A 12,876-nucleotide genomic window follows, 5' to 3' on the forward strand; every position below is an offset into this window, starting at 1 on the left:
AAAATAGTAAATATTGGTAGTTATCTGAAAATTTAAATAGATCACGTTATAATCATAGATAGAATACATGTTAAGCGGAGGCCATATGAAATTCAAAACAAAGCTCTATGCGAGTATAGGATCATTACTATTATTAATATCAATTATTGTCGTTATCTTAATGAATATGCTTGAGCAATCAACAGTGAATATGAATGTTGTTGTTAATGAGTTATATGAACGAACAGAAATGGCCTCAATCATTAAGTACGAGACCTTGAATATTGGTAGAGAGGCAAGGGAAATAACGACACGACATTCTGATGAAGCGGTCCAAGCTGAGGTAAATGCTTGGGAAGAATCTCGTAAAAATATCCAAATTGCGATTGAAGAACTTGAAAAAAAAGATACACAGGAAAAATCGCAAGAATTAATTGCGAAGTATAAAACATTACATGATACTTATGAAAATTTGTCCCATCAAGTGATGACAACAATAAAAATAGATAGTCAAGCTGATATTCCACCTTCCTTATGGGATGAAGCTGAACTTACTAGGAAGAGGATGCTCCAAATTGCAGACCTTCTTCATGGATTACAAGAACAAGAGATGAAAAATGAGCTGTTAAGATCTCGAGAAACTTACAATTGGGCCGTCACGATTATTTACATTTATCTAGCAATAGCCTTAACGATTGGAATTGGGTTGACGATATGGATCATTAAACGAATTACAGATAACCTTAATACTGTAACTTCTGTTATGAAGAGTGTAACAACAAGCGATTTTGATTCACTGCCTCGAATAAAGATTTCCAATAAAGGGGAGATAGGTGAAATCGCAGGTGCATTTAATAAAATGGCACAAGCTCTTGAAGATCATAGCAAGCTCGAGAAGCAATTAAAAGAAGAAGCTGAAGAACAAAGCTGGCTAAAAACAAAAATAGCTGATATTGCTACGATGTACCCTGAAGTGGAAAATGTACAAATGTTAGCAGAATTATTAATTTCTAAGCTTGTACCTATGGTAGGAGCGAGTTGTGGGATATTTTATGTAAAAGATGTAGAAAACGGGCAGTACTTTTTACGAAGAATGTCTTCCTATGCATTGATAGATGAAAAGAAAGAGCATGATCGTTATTACTTTGGAGAGGGACTTGTCGGTCAATGTGCCATTGAGAGACGTACCATCTTATTAGACAATGTACCTGAGAATTATATAAAAATTGGCTCTGGAATAGGTAATGGTTCACCGAAAAATGTGATCATCCTGCCAGTTCAATTTGAAGGTGATGTTCTTGCTGTATTAGAAATTGCCTCATTTGATTCCTTTAGCCCGTCACAACTAAAGCTGCTTGAAGAAGTCAATAATAATATTGGTATAACGCTAAATAGTATTTCAAACCGCATGAGAGCAGAAAGATTATTACAAGAGTCTCAGAGTTTAACAGAGGAACTGCAGGCACAATCAGAAGAATTGCAATTACAACAAGAGGAATTAAGAACAACGAATGAAAAACTTGAAGAACAATATGAAGCCTCTGAACATAAGAAAAAGGAAATTGAAAAGGTTAGAGAGGCACTTGAAGAGAAAGCACAACAATTAGAAATTAGCTCTCAATATAAATCAGAGTTTTTAGCTAATATGTCTCACGAACTTAGAACGCCGCTTAATAGTTTACTAATATTGGCGCAAATACTTTCTGAAAACAAGGAAGGAAATCTTACCTCTAAACAAGAGGAGTATATTAGGACGATCTATTCTTCTGGAAATGATTTACTTCTTCTGATTAATGATGTTTTAGATTTAGCTAAAGTAGAATCTGGTAAAATAGATATACTACCTAAAGAAGTAGAGTTTCATAGTATGCAAGAATATATATATAATCAATTTTCTCCGCTTGCCCGTCATAAAAAAGTCCAGTTTAATGTTGAAATAGCGCACGATCTACCAGAAACATTCTATACGGATGAACAGCGATTACAGCAAATCTTAAAAAACCTTTTGTCAAATGCGTTTAAATTCACTGATAGTGGTCGCGTATCATTAATTATTCGTAAGGTACTTAAAGAAGGAATTGGATGGAAGACTGGTGAAGGGGAAAATCAACCAAAATCGATGCTTGCTTTCTCAGTGATTGATACAGGAATCGGCATAGACGAAGAAAAACAAGAGACAATATTTGAAGCTTTTAAACAAGCAGATGGAACGACAAGTCGTCAATATGGCGGAACAGGATTAGGACTTTCAATTAGTCGAGAATATGCTCAGTTATTAGGTGGAGCTATTGAAGTATCGAGTGAAAAGGGGAATGGAAGTACCTTTACCTTATATTTGCCATACTTACCATCGAGCAGTCATGTAACTGGAAAATTAGCTATTGAAGAAGTAGCTGCCAGTCTTGAACAACATTATCCTTTGAGAGATTCTGAAAAAGTAATAGAAGAAGAGAGTATGATACAACATGGGAGATCATTGCTGAAAAACAAGAAAATTCTCATCGTTGATGATGATATACGTAATGTATATGCTTTAACGATTGCTCTTGAGAAATTTCAAATGGATATTATAGTAGCAGAAAATGGGCGTGAAGGGATTGAGGTATTAAAGGAAAATCCAGATACAGATTTGGTCTTAATGGATATTATGATGCCTGAGATTGATGGATTTGAAGCAATGCGAAGAATACGTAAAATACCACAGTTTACATCGCTACCAATTATCGCTCTTACAGCAAAAGCAATGAAAAGAAGTAGAGAAGAGTGTCTAAATGCTGGAGCTACAGACTATATAAGTAAGCCTATTAATTTAGATCAATTATTCTCACTCATGCAAGTTTGGTTGTATAGCAAGGAGGGCTAGAAGATAACACAAGAGACTGCAATAAATACGAATGATCGTATTCAGTTAGAAGAAATTGAAAAAATAGAAATAGATTTACTTTTGGAAGCCATTTTTCGATATTATGGGTATGATTTTAGAAACTATGCCTTGCCTTTTATTCAAAGAAGAATTCGTCATCGTGTCCTTAAAGAAAATTTATTAAGTATATCAGCTTTACAAGAAAAAGTATTACGTGACCCTATGGTCATGTCTCATTTAATTTCTGATTTTTCGATCAATGTTACCGAGATGTTTCGTGATCCTTCCTTTTTTAAATCATTTCGCACAAAGGTTGTTCCAATCATAAAGGATTACCCTGATATAAGGATTTGGCATGTCGGCTGTTCTTCTGGGGAGGAAGTTTATTCTATGGCTATTCTCTTACATGAAGAAGGAATTTATGATAAAACGAGAATCTTTGCAACAGATATAAACACATGTATTTTAGAGAAGGCCAAACAAGGTACCTTCCCACTAGATGGAATGCAACTGTATACGAAAAATTATTTTGAAGCAGGTGGAAAGAGGGCCTTTTCGGAATATTATAAGGCAGTTGACGATAAGGTTTTCTTCCATCCCTTCCTTCGGAAAAATGTTGTATTTGCTCAACATAATTTGGTGACAGATCATTCGTTTAACGAATTCGATATCATTATTTGCCGAAATGTCCTTATCTATTTTAATAAGCATCTACAAAATGAGGTCCATAAGTTGTTTTATGAAAGTCTAAGCCTATCAGGTTTCCTGGGGTTAGGTAAAAGAGAGGGGATTAAATTTACTAGTTATGAAAACTGTTACGGAGAAATCGATGCATCCGAAAAACTCTATCGAAAAAATAAATAGAACTCTTCCAAAAAAGGTTAATATTTTAATGGTAGATGATCATCCAGAAAATCTGCTTGCATTGGAGGCTGTACTCAACTCTCCAAACTATCACTTAGTTAGTGCAAATTCAGGTAAAGAGGCATTAAAATGCATGCTGAAACAAGATTTTGCTGTAATTTTACTAGACGTTCAAATGCCTGGTTTAAATGGATTTGAAACAGCTAAACTAATTAAAGCTAGAGAAAAAACGAGACATATACCAATTATTTTTATTACTGCAATTAGTCAAGATATCGAACATGTCCACAAAGGATATTCTGTTGGAGCGATTGATTATATATTTAAACCTTTTCACCCAGAAACACTTAAGCAGAAAATAGAACAGTTTGTGAAAATTCAACAAAATCATGAAGAGAACATTATTCAGACTGATAGAGAATATACAGTTGAACTTAATGAAGTAAACAAAAAGTTAGATCGAACGACGCTAAATTTGCGAAGGACTGAGGCATTGGCCAAGGTCATTGGTGAAACAATCAGCGATACGATTGTAACGTTTGATGAACAAGGCTCTATTATTTCAGTGAATCCAGCAGTTAAAAATATGTTTGGTTACAATCCGGATGAACTAATTGGAAAACATATTGTGATGCTCTTAAAAAAAGTAAAAGGTGATCATGTTAAAGATTCTTCGTTTGCTTTCTTTTCCTCTATTAAACAAGCTGTAGGCTTAGGAAAGATAATTGAATCAATAGCAAAACGAAAAGACGAAAGTTATTTTTATGCAGATATTCAAATTGGAGAGACGAAAGTCGAAAACCACCAAATTTTTGTTTGCACAATTCGTGATGTAACAGAAAGAAAGCAGATCGAGGAAGTTAAAAAGCAAAAAGTTAATAATCTAGAACATATTGTAGAAAAACGAACACTAGAGCTTTTAAAAGCCAATGAGAATTTACAAAAGGAGATTGAAGAACGAAATAAGATCTCTGACCATCTATTTTTATCCCAAGAAAGATTTCAGAAAATATTCGAGTCCAGTCCATGCTTGATGGCGATCTTTTCTCAAAAAGATCAGATTTTCATTGATGTTAATACTAGCTGGGTGAACTTTACTGGTTACTCTTACAATGAACTGGTTAATAAAAAAATTGATTTCCAGCATTTTATTGATGAATCTGACGATAACCAAGTTGACCTTAAGCAGATCGTTCGAAATCAAAAAATTAGTTACAGAACGAAAAAAGGGGATATTCGCTCAGGCCTATTATCCACTGAGAAAATTGATATCCATTCTGAGCCATGTACGTTAATTGCTTTGACCGATATTACAGAAAGGGTACATTTGGAGAAGGAGATGTATCGATTAGATCGGTTAAATCTAATTGGTGAGATGGCCGCGGGAATTGCTCATGAAATAAGAAATCCAATGACGACAGTTCACGGCTTTCTACAATTATCAAAAACGAATTTTGATAGTCTATCAATCGAGATAGTTGATTTAATGTTAGAAGAATTAAACAGAGCGAATTCAATTATTACAGAATTTTTAAATTTAGCGAAAAATAAAATTAGTGTTAAAAAGCAACAAAATTTAAATGCAATTATTGAAGCACTATTTCCACTCATTCAAGCAGAAGCCTTACGTTCTAGTAAACAAATTAAACTAGAACTAAATAAATGTCCTCATATATTCATAGATCAAAAAGAAATACGTCAGCTTATCTTAAATATTGCGTTAAATGGGCTAGATGCCATGACTTCTGGTGGAAAGCTTATCATTAAAACATATGCAGAAGAACGATCTGTCATATTAGAAATAACAGACCAAGGTGAAGGAATGAGTCCTGAAGTGTTGGAGAAAATAGGGACACCTTTCTTTACTACAAAAGAAAAGGGAACAGGATTAGGTTTAGCAATTTGTTATAGTGTAGCTGAACGACATCATGCTGAAATAGATATAGACACAAGTAACGAGGGGACAACTTTCTCAGTTCGTTTCAACCTACATTAATCCGTCATTCAACAGTAATAAGTTTCATTATATTCTTGAAGAGAGGAGGGGAATTAGTGAAAAAAAACAAAGCATTTATTCTTATTATGTTGATTATAGTGGTTATATTAGGTGGGTTTATTACAAAGTCACTTGCAGATGATAAGCCTAAAGTAATTGTTGTGTTGGATAATTTAAATATAGAATATTGGAACACGATTAAAGCAGGCGCTGAAAAAGGATTCAGGGACTTTGGGATTGAAGGAAAAGTGCTTGCATCAAAAAATGGTACTGATAAAGAAATAATTGAAATATTAAAAGGTATCCAAAAAGAAAAACCAGATGCACTAATTGTCTCGGGACAATCACTTAACTATATTCCTGAGTTAGAAAAATTCGTTAATAATAAAATTCCAGTTTTACTTGTATCGACAGATCTTCCCTGGGTAAATAAAACCTCTTATATTGGTACAAATAACATAGATTTAGGGGAAACGGCTGGAGCATTTATTGCTTCACAGCTTCAACCCGGAGATCAAGTGGCTCTTATTGGCGGGGATCCAAATTTCTCAGTTTTTGCTGAAAGAATACAAGGAAACAAAGAAGCATTAAAAGAAGCAGGAATCGATATCGCAGTTGAAAGATTTGGCATATCTGATGAGGAAAAAACAATAAAGAATACAGTTGCAAAGATGTTGCATGATTATCCCTCTATAAAAGGTGTCATAGTAACACATGATACGATGGCATTAGAAGTATTAAAAGAAATTAAAAATCAGGGTCTAAATATACCAGTCATCGGGGCAGATGGTATAACAGAAATGATTGATTTAATCCTTAACGGAACGATTCCAGGCACCGTTGCCCAAAATCCTTATGATATGGGATACCTAAGTGTTGAAACTGCCTTGAAGGTGACAAAAGGAGAAAAGGTAGATTCCTTTATAGATAGTGGAGTAGACATTATTGTTGAAGGTAATGCAAAAGATAGACACGAATTTTTGATAAAGTTGTATAATAAAAAGAATGGAACGGTCGAGTCGAAAAGGTAGATGAATAATCAAAATGCAGTTCCCCTTGCCTATTGGTGGGGATTTTTTGTTTTAATTTAAAGGATTTCAATATTGATGCTAGCAAGTTAGGTTAGTTGCCTAGTTTGAAAAAACTCCTTAAAAGAGGAATCTTATAGAATGGTGTAGATTCTAAGCCAACCAACTGAAAAAGATTCAGTTGGTTTTTTAAATTGAAAGGCAGGAGCATAATCGCAAGTGAATTGAGTAGCATTCCATTGTTTAGTAAAATAAAGAAAACATAAAAAACTGACAAACGAAAAGGTGTTTAATATATGAAAAAATTCGTCATCGTTGGAGCGGGGATACTCGGAGCATCAACCGCTTATCATCTCGCAAAATTAGGTAGTGACGTGACGCTTGTTGATCGTCAAGATCAAGGACAAGCAACAGATGCTGCAGCAGGTATTGTTTGTCCTTGGCTTTCACAGCGTCGAAATAAAGCGTGGTATCAACTAGTGAAAGGCGGAGCGAGATACTATCCGGAATTGGTTGAGCAATTAAAAGCAGATGGAGAAACAGATACAGGATATAAACGTGTAGGTGCAATAAGTATCCACCATGATGCTGATAAGTTAGAAAAGATGGCTGAGCGAGCGAGAAAACGCCGTGAGGATGCACCAGAAATTGGGGAAATTACCATTTTATCAGCAGCGGAAACAAAAAGATTGTTTCCGCTATTAGCAGAGGATTATGGATCTGTCCATGTAAGCGGAGGGGCACGTGTGAATGGAAGAGCACTTCGTGAAGCTTTAGTTAATGGTGCAAAAAAGCATGGAGCTAAAGTTCTTTATGGGGATGCAAAACTTATCCATACTAATGATAAAGTAACTGGCATCAAGTTGCAGGGCAAAACGATAGTAGCTGACAAAGTACTTGTCACAGCAGGAGCATGGGCGAAGGAATTATTACAGCCATTAGGTGTTCAATTTTTAGTTTCGCCGCAGAAAGCTCAAATCGTTCATCTTGAAATGCAGAATACTGATACGAGTCAATGGCCAGTTGTCATGCCGCCAAATGACCAATATATCCTTACATTTGAAAATGGACGGGTCGTCATTGGGGCAACACATGAAGATGAAGCAGGTCTTGACTACCGAGTAACAGCAGGCGGACTTTACGAAATTTTTAGCAAGGCCTTAACCATTGCCCCAGGTTTAGCAGATGGCACGATGCTTGAAACAAGGGTAGGCTTCCGCCCGTTCACACCTGGATTCTTACCTGTCATTGGGGCATTACCGACATATCAAGGCCTTTTATTTGCAAATGGATTAGGAGCATCAGGCTTAACAAGTGGTCCATATCTTGGTGCTGAACTAGCAAAGCTTGCACTTGATAAGCCTTTAGAAATTGATTTAAGTCTATATGATGTTGCCGGGGCACTTGAGGCATAGGTTCCTTTGAAGAATCCCATCAGACGATGGGATTCTTATTATGCAAAATCTCAGTAACTTCATTCGTAGTGGTGTGAAATTTAAAGCGAATAAACCATTACATTAACGGTAAATACACAAAGCTGATACAGAAAATACACACTAAAACCAACAAGAGTAAAAAACACTAATAAAGTGGCAGGAATCACATTTTTCATTATAGTAACCTCACAATCTATAAAGTATAGAAACATTATTTCCAAAAAATTGGGTTCTATACATACGATGAATACAAGTTTAGAAGTAGAACGGGAGGAAAGGATTTTAGCCTTTGGAAGGATCGAACAACTCGGTTCTCGACTTATCCGCACTACTAACATTATAAAAAACTTTTGAAACAACCATATTACCTTATTGATCTTCTAAGCCGCCTATAATATAATGAATTTAACGTTAGTTAACCGCTTAACTGGAGGAACTATGAAACAAAAAATAACGATACGTGACGTCGCAAAACACGCTGGTGTGTCATCTGCAACAGTATCTTATGTTCTAAATGGTGTAAAAAAGGTTTCAGAGGACACGAAAGAAAGAGTTTTATTATCTATCGAACAACTAAACTATCAACCTGATTTCACTGCTATTAGCTTATCGAAAAGAAAATCTAAGATGCTTGGCATCATATTGCCGTTAGTAGGCGGTTCACTTGCACCGATTTTTAAAGAAAATCATTATTTTAGTGAGTTGCTTAGCGGAGTTGAATATGAATGCAGGAACAATGGATTTGATTTTCTTATTTCTGGTATCTCAGAAGCGGAAGAATGCAAAAGCTGGGTAATGAAACGCAATTTAGACGCTCTGCTTGTGATAGGAAAGTTTTCGCAAAAAGTTCACAAAGAAATGAAAACGTTATCTTTACCGTTAGTGTTTGTCGATTCGTTTGAAAGTGATACAAATCTTTATCATAATATCCGAATCGATGATGAATTAGGTGGATACTTAGGAACAAAGCATTTAATCGATCTAGGACATAATCAGATCCGATTTGTTCCGAATGGGAGAATCGATCGCGATGTCGACGGGCAACGTTTTTTAGGATTTAAGCGTGCCTTATCTGAAGCAAATATTGAGTTCAAACCGAGCATGATTATTGAAGGCGGAACGAATTCCTTTGAAAACGGCTATAAACTAGGATATGAAATGGCGAAAAATCTAGAAATGACAGCAGTTTTTACATCTGCAGACATCACTGCGTTTGGAATTATGAAAGCGCTAACTGATAATGGAATTAAAGTTCCAGACGATATCTCAATTGTTGGATTTGATGATTTGATGATTAGTCGTTATACGTCACCAAGTTTAACAACGATTCGTCAGGATGTTTTTCGTAAAGGAGCAGTTTCTGCACAAATCGCGATTGAAGCCATTGAGAATAATGATAAAGAAATAAAAGGAATCATGCTGCCTGTAGAGCTTGTTATTCGAGACTCGACAGCAAGCATTTAAGGAGGTGATTTCATCTAATCTCGTCATAAAGTATGGAAAGTTAACCGGTTAAATTATTTATTTTTCCTATTAAATAAAGGCTCTTTTCTAAGAGATTGTTGCTTTTAGAACGAATACTATTTAAGGTTGATTGGAGCAGATTGCGAGACTCCAGCGGGAGCAGCGGACAGGTGAGACTCATGCAGGCGTTAACGCCGAGGAGGCTCACCGCCCGCCCCGCGGTCATCGTGCATCTCTCGCTGCAATCAACCAAACCCCACTACTTGGTAAAAAGCAACAAAGTATGCGAAAACAGCCTAAATAAAAAACAATAGATTAGGGTGGATACTATGACAAAAGTTACTGTATGGAATGAAAATAGACATGAACAGAAAAATCCAGTAGTAAGTGAGATTTATCCAAAAGGAATTCACGGCGCAATTGCTGAATTTCTTCAAGCAGATAACAATGACGTAAGAACAGCAACTCTAGATGAGTCGGAGCATGGTCTTACAGATGAAGTATTAGAAAATACAGATGTATTAGTTTGGTGGGGGCATCTTGCTCATGGAGAAGTTGAAGATGAAATTGTGAAAAAGGTCCAACAACGAGTGCTAGATGGAATGGGGCTAATCGTTCTTCATTCAGGCCACTTCTCAAAAATCTTCAAAGTGTTAATGGGAACAAGCTGTGACTTAAAATGGCGAGAAGCAGATGAAAAAGAACGCCTTTGGGTAGTTGATCCAACACATCCGATAGCTGAAGGTATTGGTGAGTATATTGAATTAGAACAAGAAGAAATGTATGGTGAACATTTTGATATTCCAGCACCTGATGAATTGATTTTTACAAGCTGGTTCGAAGGTGGAGAAATCTTCCGTAGTGGATGTACGTTCAAGCGCGGAAATGGAAAGATTTTTTATTTCCGTCCAGGTCATGAAACATATCCGACATATCACAATGAACAAGTACAACAAGTCATTAAGAACGCTGTGAAATACGTAAAACCAGTAATCAGAAACCGCCCTGTTTATGGAAATGCACAGCCATTAGAGACGATTTCTGCAAAATAACGGAGAGAAGCAGAAGTACCATGTCATGATCCAGAAATGAAAACACATATATTTTAAAGGTTTATTAGCAACAAATCATTTATGAAAGAGGAAACTTATATTTTCATATAAAACAGGAGGAATGATGGAAATGGCTAAATTAAGAATCGGAGTAATTGGATGTGGGAGTATTGCCCAACATCGTCATCTTTTAGAATATGCGGCAAACAAAGACGTTGAATTAGTTGCCGTTTGTGACATAGTTGAGGACAGAGTAAAGGAAATAGCAAGCAAATATCAAGCGAAGGCATATACAGACTATAAAGAACTTATCCAAAGTGGTGAAGTAGATGCTGTAAGTGTGTGTACACCAAATTATCTTCATGCACCAATTTCAATTGAAGCGCTAAATAACGGATTACATGTATTATGTGAAAAGCCAATGGCTACTTCTAGAGAGGAAGCAGAGGCAATGATTCAAGCAGCAGAGAAAAGCGGCAAAAAACTTATGATTGCACATAACCAACGTTTTGTCCGTTCTCATCAGCTTGCTCGTCAATTAATTGAAAGCGGTTCAATCGGAAAGATTTATAGCTTCCGCACAGCATTTGGTCATCCTGGTCCAGAGGGTTGGAGTGTTGATGGAAAAGATAGCTGGTTCTTCCAAAAAGAAAAAGCATATATCGGTGCAATGGGGGATCTAGGTGTTCATAAAACAGATTTGCTGCGCTATTTACTAGATGAAGAGATTGTTGAAGTTGGAGCATTTATTGAAACAACTGCGAAGGACTTTGCTGATGTCGATGATACTGCTGTTTGTGCGCTAAAAACAGAAAGCGGAATTATTGGCACACTTGCTGCGAGCTGGTCTTATACAGCAAAAGAAGATAATTCAACAATTATCTATGGAGAAAAGGCCATTATCCGTTTAGAAGATCATCCAACTTATTCATTAATTGTTCATTATTCAAATGGTGAAGTTGTAAATTATGAACTGGGTAAAATCCAATCAAATGATGAAGGCGGCCAAAAAACAACACATGTTATTGATCACTTTGTAGATTCCGTTACTCAAAATACAGAGCCGCTCATTAGTGGTGAAGAAGGTATGAGATCATTAGCGGTTATTCTTGCAGCAATCAAATCAAACGATACGAAGACGATTGCAAAAGTATTTGAGTGATATCAATGGGTAAGTTACAATTCGGAATCATCGGTGTGGGTGGAATTGCCCAAGGAAGACATATCCCAGCACTTCAGGCGTTAAAGGAAGAATGCGTCATTACAGCAGTAAGTGATGTGAACAAGGAAAGGGCACAGGAAGTTGCTGCTAAGTATAACATTGTACATGTTTTTGATGATTATCATGATATGTTTAACGTAGTAGATGCCGTCATTATTTGTACACCGAACAAATTTCATGCTGAAATAACAGTTGCTGCACTCGAAGCAGGTGTACACGTTCTATGTGAAAAACCAATGGCATTGTCTGCAGAAGAATGTGAAAAAATGCTTGAGGCATCACAGCGTTCAAATAAAGTACTTGCGATTGCCTACCATTATCGCTTTATGAAAAATTCCCAAGCTGCAAAACAATTGATGAAAGAGGTTGGAACGCCGCTTGTAACAAGAGTTCAAGCATTGCGCCGCAGAAAAGTGCCTGGCTGGGGTGTGTTTACAAACAAATCTCTTCAAGGCGGAGGCAGTTTAATTGATTACGGCTGCCACCTGCTTGATTTAGCCATATGGTTAATGGGGAGCCCGAAACATATTTCAGTCAATGGTAGTACGTATAATATGTTAAGTAAAACACCAAATAGTGTAAATCAATGGGGAGCATTTGATCATGAAACATTTGATGTTGATGATCATGTAACTGCTTATATTAAATTTGAAAATGGGGCATCTCTTTTACTTGAAACATCTTGGGCGGCCAATATTTTAGATGACCAAGAACATGTGAGTATTTCAGGTGTCGAAGGTGGAATAAGTGTTTTCCCGCTTGAACTTTATACGGCAAAGAATGGCATGCTCATGAATAGTCAGCCTGCTTGGGTGCCAGGTGAGGATGATCCAGGTCTCGCCCAAGCGAAAAACTTCATTGATGCTTGCCTTGGTCAAGCTGAACTGATCGTAAAGCCTGAAGAGGCATTGCAAGTTTCACAAATTATTGATGAAATTTATAAATCCGCTGACGCAAAATAAGGAGGAGTTT

9 protein-coding genes are annotated in these 12,876 nt (G+C 36.4%); all 9 read left to right on the forward strand.

Features of this window, described 5'->3' with window-relative positions:
- Positions 1 to 85: 85 nt before the first annotated feature.
- On the forward strand, positions 86 to 2,842 hold the full coding sequence (locus GMB29_RS02585; protein WP_168733900.1) for an ATP-binding protein: 2,757 nt from the start codon (positions 86 to 88) through the stop codon (positions 2,840 to 2,842).
- Between the two features lie 3 nt (positions 2,843 to 2,845).
- The gene (locus GMB29_RS02590) at positions 2,846 to 3,706 is read left to right on the forward strand and encodes a CheR family methyltransferase (protein WP_227551699.1); all 861 of its coding nucleotides are present in this window, start codon (positions 2,846 to 2,848) and stop codon (positions 3,704 to 3,706) included.
- Positions 3,672 to 5,702: a PAS domain S-box protein gene (locus tag GMB29_RS02595; protein WP_136356109.1), complete on the forward strand. Its 2,031-nt coding sequence runs from the start codon at positions 3,672 to 3,674 to the stop codon at positions 5,700 to 5,702. The genes GMB29_RS02590 and GMB29_RS02595 overlap by 35 nt, the downstream gene beginning before the upstream one ends.
- A 56-nt stretch (positions 5,703 to 5,758) precedes the next feature.
- Entirely contained in the window at positions 5,759 to 6,733 is a 975-nt protein-coding gene (locus tag GMB29_RS02600) for a sugar ABC transporter substrate-binding protein (protein ID WP_136355986.1), read from the forward strand.
- Positions 6,734 to 7,026: 293 nt separating this feature from the next.
- Positions 7,027 to 8,145: an NAD(P)/FAD-dependent oxidoreductase gene (locus GMB29_RS02605; RefSeq protein WP_136355988.1), complete on the forward strand. Its 1,119-nt coding sequence runs from the start codon at positions 7,027 to 7,029 to the stop codon at positions 8,143 to 8,145.
- A 459-nt stretch (positions 8,146 to 8,604) separates the two neighbouring features.
- Positions 8,605 to 9,630 (forward strand): LacI family DNA-binding transcriptional regulator, encoded by a 1,026-nt coding sequence (locus GMB29_RS02610; protein WP_136355990.1) that lies wholly within the window; start codon positions 8,605 to 8,607, stop codon positions 9,628 to 9,630.
- Positions 9,631 to 9,959: 329 nt separating this feature from the next.
- Positions 9,960 to 10,682 (forward strand): ThuA domain-containing protein, encoded by a 723-nt coding sequence (locus tag GMB29_RS02615; RefSeq protein ID WP_136355994.1) that lies wholly within the window; start codon positions 9,960 to 9,962, stop codon positions 10,680 to 10,682.
- 130 nt (positions 10,683 to 10,812) lie between these two features.
- Positions 10,813 to 11,844, forward strand: coding sequence for a Gfo/Idh/MocA family protein (locus tag GMB29_RS02620; protein ID WP_136355996.1), 1,032 nt, complete (start codon positions 10,813 to 10,815; stop codon positions 11,842 to 11,844).
- A 5-nt stretch (positions 11,845 to 11,849) separates the two neighbouring features.
- On the forward strand, positions 11,850 to 12,866 hold the full coding sequence (locus tag GMB29_RS02625) for a Gfo/Idh/MocA family protein (RefSeq protein ID WP_136355998.1): 1,017 nt from the start codon (positions 11,850 to 11,852) through the stop codon (positions 12,864 to 12,866).
- Positions 12,867 to 12,876 lie beyond the last annotated feature (10 nt).

The organism is Metabacillus sediminilitoris, from assembly GCF_009720625.1.
GTDB classification, from domain to species: domain Bacteria; phylum Bacillota; class Bacilli; order Bacillales; family Bacillaceae; genus Metabacillus; species Metabacillus sediminilitoris.